Consider the following 14,414-nt stretch of genomic DNA (forward strand, 5'->3'; position numbering starts at 1 on the left):
AGAATGCTGCGCCCGAAAGCACGGCGCCCGAAATCACGGTGCCTGAAATAACGGTGTCCGCTTTCGAGCCGCCCGCTTTCGAGCCGTTCGCCTCCGCCGTCCGCCGCTTTCCGGAGCGGCCGGCCGTCCGCACCGGCGGCCGGACCGTCAGCTACCGGGAGCTGGACGGCCTGACCGCCGCGCTCGCCGCCCGGCTCGCCCCCGGGGGGACGGTCGCCGTCACCGGCCGTGACCGGCTGGACCACGTGGTCGTGCTGCTGGCGGTCCTGCGGGCCGGCGCCACCTACCTGCCGCTGGACCGGGAGGCCCCGGAGGAGCGCAACCGCTGGATCACCGAGGACGCCGGGGCCTCCCTCGCCCTCGGCGGCAAGGAGCTCACCGAGCTCGGCGACGGTGCCGCAGCGGGTGCCGGTGCGGGCTACGTCATCTACACCTCCGGCACCACCGGCCGCCCGAAGGGCGTGCACGTCCCGCTCGCCGCGCTCACCGGCCACCTGGCCGCCGCCGTCCGGACCTTCGGCCTGACCGAGCAGGACGTGGTGCTGCAGTTCGCCCGTCCGACGGTGGACGTGGCCGTGGAGCAGGTCCTCGGCGCGCTGTCCGCCGGGGCCTGCCTGGTCCTCCCGGAGCACCAACTCCTCTCCCCGGCCGAACTGCTGGACCTGCTGGACGCCGAGGGCGTCACCGTCGCCAACCTGGCCGCCGGCTACTTCCAGGACGTGGTGGCGGCCCTGGGCGGCCGGGTGCCGCGCACCCTGCGGCTGATGATCTCGGGCAGCGACAAGCTGGAGCCCGCCACCGCGGCCGCCTGGTGGGCCGCGACCGGGGTGCCGCTGCTGAACGCGTACGGACCGACCGAGACCGTGGTCACCGCCACCACCCACCGGCTCGCGGGCGAGCAGCCCGAGGCGGGTGTGCCGATCGGGACCGCGCTCGGCGGGCGGCGGCTCTACGTGCTCGACGAGCGGCTGCGTCCGGTGCCGCCCGGCACGGCCGGCGAACTGTACGTCGGCGGGCCGCTGCTGGCCTCCGGCTACCTCGGCCGCCCGGGCCTGACCGCCGACCGCTTCGTCGCGGACCCGTTCGTGGCCCCGCTCGCGGACCCGGGCGGGGCGGCGCCCGCAGCGCCGAGCGGCGCTCCCGGCGCGCGGATGTACCGCACCGGCGACGTGGTGCGCCGCACGACCGAGGACGGCCCGCTGGAGTTCGTCGGCCGCAGCGACCATCAGGTGAAGGTCCGCGGCTTCCGGGTCGAGCCGGGCGAGATCGAGCAGGTGCTGGCCGGGTACCCGGGCGTCACCGGCTGTGTGGTGGTGGCGCGCGAGGGCCGGCTGGCCGGCTACCTGACCGGCGCCGCGCCGCAGTACGCCGAGGCGCGGGCTTGGCTGGCCGAGCGGCTGCCCGAGCACATGATCCCGGCGACGCTCACCGCGCTGGACGCCTTCCCGCTGACCGGCGGCGGCAAGGTGGACCGCCAGGCGCTGCCCGAGCCGCAGGCAGCCCCCGAGGGCCAGCCGACCGGCCGCCCGCCGCGCACGCCCGCCGAGCAGCTGATCGCGGCGGTCTGGGCGGACGTGCTAGGGGTGCCCGAGGTCGGGGCGGACGACAACTTCTTCCACCTGGGCGGCGATTCGCTGACGGCCGTGCGGGTGGTGGGTCGGGTCTTCGACGTCTTCGGCATGGTGTCCCCGTACACCATCTTCGACGCGCCGACGCTGGCGGAGTTCGCCGCCGCGGTGACCGCCGCCTCCGGCGGTGAGCGCCCGGCGCTGGTCCGCTCGGGCGCCGCCGAGGCCCCGCTGTCCAAGTTCCAGCGCGGCCTCTGGTTCCTCGACCAGTGGAACCCGGACGCGCCGACCTACGTGGTGCCCTGGGTGTTCCGGTTCGCCGGGCCGGTCGACCCCGAGCTGCTGCGCCAGGCGCTGGCCGGGGTGGTGGCGCGGCACGAGAGCCTGCGGACGACCTTCGAGCTCGCCGAGAACGGCCCGCGCCAGGTCGTCCACCCGGCCGTGGAGCTGCCGTTCACGCTCACCGAGACCACCGCCGGCCAGGTGGACGACCTGGTGGCCGAGGCCGCGCTGGAGCCCTTCGACCTGGAGGCCGGGCCGCTGGTGCGGGCGCGGGTCTTCCGGGCCGCCGGGGCGACCACGCTGCTGCTGCTCCTCCACCACATCGTCTGGGACGAGGGCTCGCTGCCGGTGCTGGAGGCCGAACTCCAGGAGCTGTACGCCGCGGCGGCCGAGGGGCGCCCGGCCGAGCTGCCGGAACTCGCCGTCCAGTACGGCGACTACGCGGCCTGGCAGTACCAGGATGACACCGCCGAGCGGCAACTCGACTACTGGCGCGAGCAGTTGTCCGACGCGCCGGACGCCGACGCGCTGGCGCCGGACCACCCCCGCCCCGAGGAGCAGGCCTTCCGTGGCGCGTTCCACCGCTTCGCGATGGCGGATCCGGTGGCCGGGGCCGTCCGGGCGCTCGCCCGCAGCGAGGACGCCACCCCGTTCATGGTGCTGCTCGCCGGGCTGGCGCTCACCCTGCACCGCCGCTCCGGGCAGCGCGACCTGGTGCTCGGCTCGCCGGTGAACGTCCGTGGCCGGGCCGAACTCGACGGTCTGATCGGCTACTTCGTCAACCTGCTGCCGCTGCGCCTGAAGGTCGAGGAGGGCGTCTCCTTCCGCGAGCTGGTCCGGCACGTGCGCGAGGTGTCGATCGCCGGCTACCGGCACCAGGAGGTGCCCTTCGACGACATCGCGAACGCGGTGGTGGAGGAGCGCCCCGAGGACCGCAACCCGCTGTGCCAGGTGCTGCTGGAGCTGCACCCGCTGGACACCCGCCCGCTGACCGTCGGCGGCTGCGAGGTCACCCGCGAACTGCACTCCAACCCCGTCTCCCGCTTCGACCTGTCCGTCTCGGTGGACGACCGCGGCACCGGCTTCACCGGCCGCTTCGAGTACGACAGCGACCTCTTCGAGGCCGCCACCATGGCCGGCCTGTGCGAGCAGTGGCTGGGCACCCTGGCCGCCGCCCTGGAGGTGCCGGGGCACGCCCTGTTCGAGGCGCAGGCCGCCCGGGCCCCGCAGGCCACCGCCCTGATCTCCGGTGAACGGACCGTCCCGTACGGTGAGTTGAACGCCGCCGCGAACCGGCTGGCCCGCCACCTGGTGGGCCTCGGCATCGGCCGCGGCGACACCGTCGCCGTACTCGCCGAGCGCGGGCCGGAGATGGTCACCGCGCTGCTGGCCGCCCTCAAAACCGGCGCCGCCTACACCCTGCTCGACCCGGACTTCCCGGCCGAGCGGCTGGCCGGCGCGGTCGCCGACACCGGCGCCGCCACGGTGATCACCCACGGCCACGCCACCGTGCCGTTCGCCGTCCGGCGCCAGGTGGACCTGGACGCCGCGGCCGCCGAACTGGCCCGGTGCGCGGCGCACGACCTCGGCCTGCCGGTCGACGGCGGCGACCTCGCCTGCGTGATGTTCACCTCCGGCTCCACCGGCCGCCCCAAGGGCGCGGCCGTCCCGCACCGCGCGCTCACCACCACCTACCTCGGCCAGGACTACGCCCGCTTCGGCCCGGACGAGGTCTGGCTGCAGTGCTCGCCGGTCTCCTGGGACGCCTTCGCGCTGGAGCTCTACGGCGCGCTCTGCTTCGGCGGAGCGTGCGTCCTGCAGCCCGGCCAGCGCCCCGACCCGCAGGCCATCGCCGAGCTGACCCGCCGCCACGGCGTCACCGAACTCCAGCTCTCCGCCAGCCTGTTCAACTTCCTGCTGGAGGAGCTCCCGGAGACCTACGACGGCCTCAAGCTGGCCATCACCGCCGGCGAGCGGGCCTCCGTCACCCATGTGGCCAAGGCCCTGGAGGCCTACCCCGGCCTGGTGGTCGCCAACGGCTACGGCCCGGTCGAGAGCCTCGGCCTGACCACCTGCCACCAGGTCGGCCCGGAGGACGTCACCGGCAGCTCCGTCCCGATCGGCGTCGCGCTGAACGGCAAGGGCATCCTCGTCCTGGACGAGCTGCTGCGCCCCGTCGAGCCCGGCGTGACCGGCGAGCTGTACGCCTCCGGCGGCGGTCTCGCCTACGGCTACCTCGGCCGGCCCGGCCTCACCGCCGAGCGCTTCGTCGCCTCCCCGTTCGGCGCCCCCGGCGAGCGCATCTACCGCACCGGGGACCTCGGCTACGTCAGCACCGGGGGCCTGCTGGAGGTCACCGGCCGGATCGACGACCAGGTCAAGATCCGCGGCTTCCGGGTCGAGCCCGGCGAGATCGAGGACGCGCTCACCCGGCACCCCGCCGTCCAGGAGGCCGCCGTCACCGTCCACGAACCCGCCCCGGGCGACCACCGCCTGGCCGCCTACGTCACCGTCGGGGCCGACGCGCCGGACCCGGAGGTGCTCCTCGACCACCTGGCCGGCCTGCTGCCCGAGCACATGGTGCCCGCCACCCTGGACGTCCTGGACGCCCTGCCGCTCAACCACAACGGCAAGGTCGACCGGAAGGCGCTGCCCGCCCCCGCCGGGCGCCGGGCCGCCGCCCGCGACCCGCTGACCGAAGCCGAACGGCTGGTCGCCGAGGCCATGTGCGAGGTCCTCGACCTCACCGAGGTCGGCCGGGAGGACAACTTCTTCCGGATCGGCGGCAACTCGCTGGCCGCCGTCCGGGTCGCGATGCGGCTGTCCCGGGAGACCGGCACCCGCGTCCCCCCGCAACTGGTGTTCCGGGCCAGGACCGTGAGCGCCATCGCCGAACGGCTGGCCGCCCGATGACGGGCCGCACCGCACACGAAGGGAACGAGGCCGTGAGCCCGTCCGACCACCCGGCGCGCACCGCGCCCGCCTCGGGGCTGCAACGCGGCCTCTGGTTCCTCGACCGCCTCGATCCGCGGCAGGTCACCTACTGCACGCCCTGGACGGTCGACGTCACCGGCCCGCTCGACCTCCCGCTGCTCCAGCGCGCGCTGGACGCCCTGGTGGCCCGGCACGAGGTGCTGCGCACCACCTTCGCGCTGCACCCCGACGGCCCGCGCCAGCAGGTCCACCACACCCTCGCCGTGCCGCTCGCGGTGACCGACCTGCGCCCGCAGGGCGGCCCCGAGCAGGCCGGACGCCTGGAGGAACTGCTCACCGCCCGCTGCGCCGAACCCTTCGACCTGGCGGCCGGCCCGCTGCTGCGCGCCGAGGCCTTCCAACTGGCGGACGAGCGCACCACGCTGCTGTTCACCGTCCACCACATCGTCTGGGACGGCTGGTCCGCCGAGGTCTTCGAGCGTGAACTCGCCGACCTGTACGGCGCCGCGGTGCAGGGCCGGCCCGCCGAACTGCCGGAACTGACCGTGCAGTACGCCGACTACGCGGTGGAGGAGCTCGACACCTCCTTCGAGGAGCACCTGACCTACTGGAAGGAGCAGCTGCACGGCGCGCCCGCCCTGCTGGAGCTGCCCACCGACCGGCCCCGGCCCGCCGAGCGCGGCGCGGCCGGACGGACCGAGGAGTTCGGGCTCGCCCCCGGCACGGCGGCGAAGGTGCGCGCCCTGGCCGAGGCGGAGGGCGTCACCCCCTTCACCGTCCAACTGGCCGCCTTCGCCCTGCTGCTGAACCGCTGGACCGGCGCCGACGACCTGGTGATCGGCACCCCCGTCACCACCCGCAACCGGCCCGAACTGGAGCACCTGCTCGGCTACTTCGTCAACCTGCTGCCGCTGCGCCTGCGGCTCGCGCCCGGGCTGAGCTTCCGCGCCCTGCTGGAGCACGTCCAGGACGTCGCCTTCGAGGCCTACGGCTACCTCGACGTGCCCTTCGACCAGCTGGTCGACCAGCTCGGCACCGCCCGCACCGCGCAGCACCCGCCGCTGGTCCAGGTGGTGTTCGGCGCCCACGGCGAGGACCGCACCCCGCTCGTGCTCGGCCCGGCCACCGCCGAGAGCCGGGTGCGCTCCAACGGCACCAGCAAGTTCGACCTCACCTGGTCCGTCTTCGACAGCAGCGGGACGGGCAGCGGGGCCGGCAGCCGGACCGGCGACCCCACCGGCTCCGGCGGCGAACTGCGCGGCGAGGCCGAGTACCGCAGCGAGCTGTTCGACGCCGGGACGGTGCGCCGGCTGGCCGCCGACTACGGCGCCCTGCTCACCGCGGCCCTGGACGACCCCGACGCCACCGTGCTGCGGCTGACCGGCCGCACCGCCGCGGCCGAGGCCGTCCGGGCCACCGACACCCCAGGCCACTGCCTGCACCGGCTGTTCGAGCAGGCCGTCGACGCCCACCCCGACCGGCCCGCCGTCAGCGACTCCGGCCACACCCTGAGCTACGCCGAACTCGACCGCCGGGCCAACCGCCTGGCCCACGCCCTGCGCGCCCGCGGGGCCGGCCCCGGCGACCGCGTCGGCATGCTGCTGGACCGCACGGCCGACGTCCTGGTCACCGTCCTCGGCGTGCTCAAGACCGGCGCCGCGTACGTGCCCGTCGACCTCGCCGCCCCCGCCGACCGCGCCGCGCTCGTCTTCGCCGACGCCGACGTCACCCTCGTCGTCACCGACCGCCCGGACCGGGCCCCCGAAGGCCCCTGGCAGGCCTACGACCTGACCGCCGAGGCCGCCGACCTGGCCGCCCGCCCGGACCACCGCCCGCCGGCCGCCGGGCGCCCCGGCGACGTCGCCTACATCATCTTCACCTCCGGCTCCACCGGCCGCCCCAAGGGCGTCGCCGTCGCCCACGAGCACGTCAGCCGGCTCATGGCGGACGGCGCGGAGCACTTCGACTTCGGCCCGGAGGAGACCTGGACGCTCTTCCACAGCTACGCCTTCGACTGGACGGTCTGGGAGATGTGGGGCGCCCTGCTGCACGGTGCCCGCCTGGTCGTCGTCCCCTACGTCACCAGCCGCTCGCCGGAGGAGTTCGCCGAACTGCTGGAGCAGGAGCGGGTCTCCTTCCTCTGCCTCACCCCCTCGGCGCTGCGCCAGCTGGAGCCCGTGCTGCGGCGCGGCCCGCGCGACCTGTCCGCGCTGAAGTGGATCATGCTCGGCGGGGAGGCGCTGGACCCGGGCGTCGTCCAGCGCTGGTTCGAACTCGACCCGCCGCCCCCGGCCCGGCTCTGCAACCTGTACGGCATCACCGAGACCACCGTCCACGTCACCACCCACGACCTGGCCGGCAGCGCCGGCTTCGAGCGCAGCCTGATCGGCGCGCCCATGCCGCACCTCACCGCCCAGGTCCTGGACGACTGGCTGCGCCCGGTGCCGCCCGGCGCGGCCGGCGAGCTGTACATCGGCGGCGGCAGCCTCGCCCACGGCTACTGGGGCCGCCCCGGCCTCACCGCGGGCCGCTTCGTCGCCGACCCCTACGGCCCGCCCGGCGCGCGGCTCTACCGCACCGGCGACGTCGCCCGCCGCCTGCCCGACGGCGGACTGGAGTACATCGGACGCGCCGACTTCCAGGTCAAACTGCGCGGCTTCCGGATCGAGCTCGGGGAGATCGAGAACGCGCTCGCCGCCCACCCGGACGTCGACGCCTGCGTCGTCACCGTGCACGACGACCGGCTCGCCGCGTACGTCACCGGGCGCGAGCCCGCCGACGTGCGCGCCTTCCTCGGCCGCGCGCTGCCCCCGTACATGGTCCCGGCGAGCTTCACCGTCCTGGAATCGCTGCCGCTCACCGTCAACGGCAAGGTGGACCGCGCCGCGCTGCCCGCCCCCGGCCAGCGCAGCACGGCCACCGGAGGCCGCCACGTCGAGCCGCGCACCCCGGAGGAGGAGGCCTTCGCCGCCGTCTGGACGGAGGTCCTCGGAGTGGACGGCATCGGCGTCCACGACGACTTCTTCCACCTCGGCGGCGACTCCATCCGGGCCGTCCAGCTCGCCGGCGCGCTGCACGAGCGCGGCTGGGGGGTGAGCCTGCGGGACGTCTTCAACGCGCCCACGGTCGCCGCCCTGCTGCCGCTGGCCGAGCCCGTCGCCGAAGGCCCGGCCGACCACGAGCCCTTCGCCCTGATCACCCCGGAGGACCGCGAGGACCTGCCGCCCGGCCTCGCCGACGCCTACCCGATGGTCTCCATGCAGCTCTCCATGGTCTTCCACATGGAGATCGCCGGCGGCACCGACAGCTACCACAACGTCAACTCCTACCGGATCTCGGGCGACCTCGACGAACAGGCCTTCCGCCGCTCGGTCGCCGAGGCCATGGAGCGCCACGCGGTGCTGCGCACCGGCCTCGACCTGTCCGGCTACGGCGAACCGCTCCAGCTCGTGTACGGGCGGCTGCCCGCGCCCGTCGAGTTCACCGACCTGCGCGGCGAGCCCGACCAGGACACGGCGGTCCGCGAGGTGTTCGACACCCACCGGTGGACGCCCTTCGACCTCGCCACTCCGCCGCTGTTCCGGATCACCGTGCAGCGCCTCGCCGAGGACGCCTTCCAGCTCACCATCTCCGAGCACCACGCCATCCTCGACGGCTGGAGCTTCACCTCGCTGTTCACCGAGATCCTGGAACGCCACACCGCCCTGGCCGCCGACCCGCTCGGCGCCCCCACCCCGCCGCCGCGCACCGCCTTCCGCGACTTCGTGGCCGTCGAACGGCAGGCCGCCGGGGACGAACGGTCGCTCGCCTACTGGCGCGACCGGCTGTCCGGCGTCAGCGGCCAGCTGTTCCCCGGCAGCGAGGACGTGCACGAGGCGCCGCGCACCGTCGAGCGGGTGCTGCCCGAGGCGCCCGAGCAGCTGCGGCAGGTCGCCGACGCACTCGCGGTGCCCCTCAAGTCGGTCGCCCTCGCGGCCCACCTGCACGCCCTCGCCGCCATCACCGGGCGACGGCGCGTCACCACCGGCCTCGCCGTGAACGGCCGGCTGGAACGGCTCGGCGGCACCGAGGTGTACGGGCTGTTCCTCAACACCGTCCCGCTGAGCTGCGAGCCCACCGGCGACCTGCTCGCCCTGGTGCGCGAGGTGCACCGGGAGGAACTGGACATGATGCCGCACCGCCGGGTGCCCTTCGCCCGGCTCGCCCGGCTGATGACCGACACCGCGCTGGACAGCCAGTTCGGCTACCTGCGCTTCCACGCCCTGGGCCGGCTCAGCTCCGCCCGCATCGTGGACGGCCGGATCGGCTGCGAGCCGACCCTGCGCCACGAACCCAACAGCTTCGCGTTCGGCGCCTCGCTGATCCAGGACCCGGTCTCGCAGCGCGTGCTGCTCGCCGTGGACCACCAGCGCTCCCTGGTCACCGACACCACCGCCGAGCAGTTCATCGACACCTACACGGCAGCCCTGCACGCCATGGCCGCCTCCGTCCGAGAGTCCTGAGGAACCGTCATGACCGACCTCCTGCACCGCCTGCGCGATGCCGTCGCCGCCCACCCCGAGCGCACCGCCGTCCTCGCCGGAACGGCCCGCCTGGACTTCGCCGAACTCGACCTGCGCACCGCCGCGCTGGCCCGCGCCCTGCGCGCCCACGGCGTCGGCCGCGGCGACCGGGTCGGCGTCCACCTCGCCCGCACCGCCGACCTGCCGGTCGCCCTGCTCGCCGTCTGGCGGGCCGGCGCCGCCTACGTCCCGCTCGACCCGGCCTACCCCGCCGAGCGGCTGGCCTTCATGGCCGCCGACGCGCGGCTCGCGGCCCTGATCAGTGCGGACGGCCTCCCGGCGGCCCAGGGCGTGCCGGTCCTGCGCCCGGACGCCGCCGGGCCGGACACCGTCGAAGGCCTTGAGCTGCCGGAGGCGGCCGACCCGCTCGACCCCGCCTACGTCATCTACACCTCCGGCTCCACCGGGCTCCCCAAGGGCGTCGAGGTGCCGCGCGGCGCCGTCGCCGCCCTGGTGGAGGCACTGGAGGCCACCGGCGCCTACCGCGCCGAGCCCGGGGTGGTCGGCTGGAACGCCAGCGTCTCCTTCGACGCCTCCGTCCAGCAGTGGGCCCGGATCTGCCGCGGCGACACCGTCCTGGTCATCGGCGACGAAGACCGCGCCGACCCGGCCCGGGTGGCCGCCCTGCTGGCCGAGCACGCCGTCACCGACCTCGACCTGACCCCCTCGCACTGGGAGCTGCTGCGCGAGCCGCTCACCGGCGCCCGGGTGCCGCGGCTGTTCATGGGCGGTGAGCCCGTCCCCGAGCACACCTGGCGGGAGCTCGCCGACGGCGGCATCGACGCGCTCAACCTGTACGGGCCCACCGAGTGCACCGTCGACGCCGTCACCGCGCCGATCAGCGGCCCCGGGCCGCACCTGGGCGAGCCGCTGCCCGGCGTGCGCCTCCACCTGCTGGACGAGAAGCTCGCCCCGGTCGCCGACGGCCTCGTCGGCGAGCTGTACCTCGCCGGGCCCGGGCTCGCCCACGGCTACCCCGGCCGCCCCGGGCTGACCGCCGGACGCTTCGTCGCCGACCCGACCGCCCCCGGCGAGAGGATGTACCGCACCGGCGACCAGGCCCGGCGCGGCGAGGGCGGCCGACTGGAGTACGCCGGCCGGGTGGACCGCCAGGTCAAGCTGCGCGGCTACCGGATCGAGCTCGGCGAGGTCGAGCACGCGCTGGCCCGGCTGGACGGCGTCCAGGCCGCCGCCGTCACCGTCCACGAGCCCGCCCCCGGCGACCGCCGGCTCATCGGCTACGTCACCGGCGCCGCCACCGCCGCCGAACTGACCGAGCGCCTGCGGGCCACCCTGCCCGCGCACCTGGTGCCCTCGGCGATCACCGTGCTGGACGCCATGCCGCTCACCCCGAACGGCAAGGTCGACCACGCGGCCCTGCCCGCCCCCGCGGCGCAGCCCGCCCCCGCGGCCGAGGAGACGCCCGCCGAGGGCGCCGACGGGCTGGCGGAGCAGGTCGCCGAGGTCTGGCGCACCGTGCTCGGCCTGACCGGCGTCACGCCCACCGACGACTTCTTCTCGCTCGGCGGCCACTCGCTCGCCGCGCTGCGCGTCGTCCACCTGCTGCGCCGCCGGCTCGGCATCGAGCTCCAGCTGCGCCACCTGCTGGACTCGGCCGACCTGGCCGCCTTCACCGCCACCGTCGGGAAGGCCGTCGAGGCCGGCACCGCCGCCCCCCGGCCCGCCCTGACCGCCCGCTCCCGGGTGAGCGGCGCATGACCACCGCCGCGCGGGTGCGCCCCCGCGTCGAGGGGGACTGGCTGCTCGTCCCCGCGCCCCAACCGCACCGCCCGTTCCGGCTGTTCTGCTTCCCGCACGCCGGGGGCGACGCCACCGCCTACACCCCGCTCGCCCGCGCCCTCGCCCCGACCGCCGAGGTCTGGGCCGTGCGTCCGCCCGCCCGCGGCGGCCGCCTCGGCCACCCGATGCCCGCGAGCTTCGACCTGCTGGTCGACGCCGTCGTGGACGCCCTCACCCCGCACCTGACGGGCCGGTTCGGCTTCTACGGGCAGAGCTTCGGCGCCCTGCTCGGCTACGAGGTCGCCCGGGCGCTGCCCGCCGAGCGGCGGCCCGAACTCGTGGTCGCCGCCTCCGCCTCGCCGCCCGCCACCTGGGCCGGCCGGGACCGCCCGCAGCACACCGCCGACGACCTGCTGCGCCTCGCCGGAATGGCTGAACTCATCGAGGGCGACCAGGAGTTGAAGGAGCACGCGCTCCAGGGCATCCGTACCGACCTGGCCGTGGTCGCCACCTACCGCCCCCGCCCGCACCCGCCGATCGGCTCCGACCTGCACACCGTCGCCGGCGCCGACGACCCGATGCTCGCCTCCGCCGGACTCCAGGGCTGGGCCGTCCACACCCGCGGCGCCAGCGGCCACCACGTCGTCCCCGGCGGCCACCTGCTCGCCACCGTCGACGGGCCCGGCCCGGTCGACCTGCTGACCTCCCTCATCGAGCGACCGGGCCCGGGCCACCGGGCCGGCGCCGCCGCCGACCAGTCCACGACGGAGTAGCCATGCTGACCACCACCCCGGTCGACCTCACCGACCCGGACCTGTGGGCCCGCCCCGACACCCCCGCCCTGGTCGCGGAGCTGCGCCGGGAGGCCTCCGTCCACCGCACCGACACCGTCGACGACGGGCCGATCTGGTCGGTGCTCTCCTACCGGCACTCCGCGGAGGTGCTGCGCAACGCCACGCTCTACAGCTCCGAGCAGGGCTCGCTGCTCGGCGCCGGCGAAGGCAACGTCCCGGTCGGCTCCGGCCGGATGATGGCCCTCACCGACCCGCCCCGGCACCGCGAACTCCGCGCGCCCGCCAACCCGTTCTTCGCCCCCGGCCCGGTGCGCGGAGCATCCCGCGGCATCACCGAACTCGCCGCCTCGATCGTCGACCGGGCCGTCGAGCTGGGCGAGGTCGACCTCGTCGACGCCGTCTCCGCCCTGCCGCTGTCCGTCATGTGCGACCTCCTGGACGTCCCCGAGAAGGACCGCGAGATGGTCGAGCGGGTCTGCGACGTCGCCTTCCTCGGCCGCACCCCCGAGGAGCGCCGGGCCGGCCACCAGCAGCTCATCCCCTACCTGCTGCACCAGGTGATGCTGCGCCGCACCGACCCGCGCGACGACCTGATCAGCATGATGGCCACCTACCGGGTCGGCGGCAAGCTGCTGCCGATCGAGGACGTCGTCCTCAACCTGGACAACATCGTGGTCGGCGGCGTCCAGACCGTCCGCCACACCGCGGCCATGGGCCTCCACACCCTCGTCCAACACCCGGAACTGTGGCGGCAGTTGCAGCGGGGCGAGGTCGGCATGGACTCGGCGCTGGACGAACTCCTGCGCTGGACGTCCGTCGGGCTGCACACCCTGCGCACCGCGAGCCGCGACACCGAGCTCGACGGCCGCACCATCCGGCGCGGCGACCGGGTCGCGGTCTGGGTGTGGTCCGCCAACCGCGACCCGGAGGCCTTCGACCGGCCCGAGGAGATCCTGCTCGACCGCGCCCCCAACAAGCACCTCGCCCTCGGCCTCGGTGCCCACTACTGCATCGGCGCGCCGCTGGCCAAGGCCGAACTCGGCGCCCTGTTCACGGCGATGCTGGAGCGCGTCGCCGAGATCGAACCGACCGGGCCGGTCGTCCACAACCGCTCGATCATCAACTTCGGCCTGGACCACTTCCCGGTGCGCCTCACCCCGCGCTGAACCGGCCCGCCTCACCCCGCGCTGAACCTGCCCGCCGCGGACCGCCGACGGGGCCCGAACCGAACTGCCGCGTTCCTGCCGCGACTCCTGCCGTTGCGCCCCCCGGCCCGCCCCTACCTTCGAAGCAACCCAAGGAGGACACCATGAGCAACCCGTTCGAGGACGACAACGCCGGCTACCTGGTGCTGGTCAACGACGAGAACCAGCACTCGCTGTGGCCGGTCTGGATCGACGTGCCGGCCGGCTGGACCACCGTCCACGGCGAGGACACCCGCCAGGGCTGCCTCGACCACATCGAGGCCAACTGGACCGACATCCGGCCCGCCAGCCTGACCGCCTCCCTCGCCCGGCAGTGAGCGCGACCATGCTGAACTGGGAACTGAACCCCGGCCGCCCGGCCCTCGCCCACGCCCCGCGCACCGCCGACATCGGCGAGGCCGGCGCGTGGCTGCGCGAGAACGAGACCGAGCTCACCGAAGCCCTCCACCGGCACGGCACGATCTTCCTGCGCGGCCTGCCGGTCGCGAGCACCGAGGACGTCGCCGCCGTGCGCGACGTCCTCATCCCCGAGCGCACCCCCTACCGGGAGAAGGCCACCCCGCGCAGCGACTACGGCAACGGCGTCTTCTCCTCCACCGACCTGCCGTCGCCCCAGCCGATCCGGATGCACAACGAGAACAGCTACACCCTCACCTTCCCGGGCCGGCTGCTCTTCGCCTGCCTGACCGCCCCCGAGGAGGGCGGCGCCACCCCGACCGCCGACTGCCGCCAGGTGCTCGACCACCTGCCCGCCCGCCTGGTCGAGCGGATGCGGACGTCCGGCTGGACACTCACCCGCAACTACTCGGACTACGTCTCCCTCGGCTGGCGCACCGCCTTCGCCACCGAGGACCGGGCCGCGGTCGAGGCCTACTGCCGGGAGAACGGCATCACCTGGGAGTGGCTGCCGGACGGCAACCTGCGCACCGGCCAGCTGCGCCCCGGCACCATCCACCACCCGGCGACCGGCGAGGAGGTCTGGTTCAACCACCTCGCCTTCTGGAGCGAGTGGTCGCTCGACCCGGACATCCGCGAGGCGATGACCGACGAGTTCGGCCCGGACGGCTTCCCGTTCAACACCGGCTTCGGGGACGGCGAACCGCTGGAGCGCGCCGACGTCGACGCCCTCAACGAGGCGTACCACGCCGCGACCGTGCGCGAGCGCTGGCAGGTCGGCGACGTGATGCTGGTCGACAACGTGCTGTGCGCGCACGGCCGGGACCCGTACCGCGGCGACCGCAGGATCGCCGTCGCGATGGGGCAGCCCCTGGACGTCCTGGACTGCCGGCCCAGCGTCCGGCCCACCCTGGCCTCCGCCTGACCGTCTGC

At 75.1% G+C, this 14,414-nt stretch carries 7 protein-coding genes; all 7 read left to right on the forward strand.

The window, feature by feature from the left end; all coding sequences use genetic code 11:
* Window positions 1-53: 53 nt before the first annotated feature.
* The 7 genes from ACFWPT_RS23425 to ACFWPT_RS23455 all read left to right on the forward strand — a co-directional run bounded on the left by ACFWPT_RS23425 (window position 54) and on the right by ACFWPT_RS23455 (window position 14,406).
* Entirely contained in the window at window positions 54-4,763 is a 4,710-nt protein-coding gene (locus ACFWPT_RS23425) for an amino acid adenylation domain-containing protein (protein ID WP_380483961.1), read from the forward strand.
* A gap of 32 nt (window positions 4,764-4,795) precedes the next feature.
* On the forward strand, window positions 4,796-9,286 hold the full coding sequence (locus ACFWPT_RS23430) for an amino acid adenylation domain-containing protein (protein WP_380483963.1): 4,491 nt from the start codon (window positions 4,796-4,798) through the stop codon (window positions 9,284-9,286).
* Window positions 9,287-9,295: 9 nt separating this feature from the next.
* Complete coding sequence (locus tag ACFWPT_RS23435; RefSeq protein ID WP_380483965.1) at window positions 9,296-11,065, forward strand: non-ribosomal peptide synthetase; 1,770 nt, start codon at window positions 9,296-9,298, stop codon at window positions 11,063-11,065.
* Window positions 11,062-11,859 (forward strand): thioesterase II family protein, encoded by a 798-nt coding sequence (locus ACFWPT_RS23440; RefSeq protein WP_380483967.1) that lies wholly within the window; start codon window positions 11,062-11,064, stop codon window positions 11,857-11,859. Before ACFWPT_RS23435 ends, ACFWPT_RS23440 begins: the two co-directional genes overlap by 4 nt.
* Before the next feature lie 2 nt (window positions 11,860-11,861).
* Complete coding sequence (locus ACFWPT_RS23445) at window positions 11,862-13,046, forward strand: cytochrome P450 (RefSeq protein WP_380483969.1); 1,185 nt, start codon at window positions 11,862-11,864, stop codon at window positions 13,044-13,046.
* 143 nt (window positions 13,047-13,189) lie between these two features.
* On the forward strand, window positions 13,190-13,402 hold the full coding sequence (locus tag ACFWPT_RS23450; RefSeq protein ID WP_063350320.1) for an MbtH family protein: 213 nt from the start codon (window positions 13,190-13,192) through the stop codon (window positions 13,400-13,402).
* 8 nt (window positions 13,403-13,410) lie between these two features.
* Entirely contained in the window at window positions 13,411-14,406 is a 996-nt protein-coding gene (locus ACFWPT_RS23455) for a TauD/TfdA family dioxygenase (protein ID WP_380483971.1), read from the forward strand.
* Window positions 14,407-14,414 lie beyond the last annotated feature (8 nt).

The organism is Kitasatospora sp. NPDC058478, assembly GCF_042720345.1.
In the GTDB taxonomy this organism is placed as follows: Bacteria; Actinomycetota; Actinomycetes; order Streptomycetales; family Streptomycetaceae; genus Kitasatospora.

What these genes read in the sequence shown, in the direction of transcription:
- ACFWPT_RS23440 (WP_380483967.1), top strand. Translation starts at nt 11,062, where the DNA reads ATGACCACCGCCGCGCGGGTGCGCCCCCGCGTCGAGGGGGACTGGCTG.
- ACFWPT_RS23455 (WP_380483971.1), top strand. Translation starts at nt 13,411, where the DNA reads ATGCTGAACTGGGAACTGAACCCCGGCCGCCCGGCCCTCGCCCACGCC.
- ACFWPT_RS23445 (WP_380483969.1), top strand. Translation starts at nt 11,862, where the DNA reads ATGCTGACCACCACCCCGGTCGACCTCACCGACCCGGACCTGTGGGCC.
- ACFWPT_RS23450 (WP_063350320.1), top strand. Translation starts at nt 13,190, where the DNA reads ATGAGCAACCCGTTCGAGGACGACAACGCCGGCTACCTGGTGCTGGTC.
- ACFWPT_RS23435 (WP_380483965.1), top strand. Translation starts at nt 9,296, where the DNA reads ATGACCGACCTCCTGCACCGCCTGCGCGATGCCGTCGCCGCCCACCCC.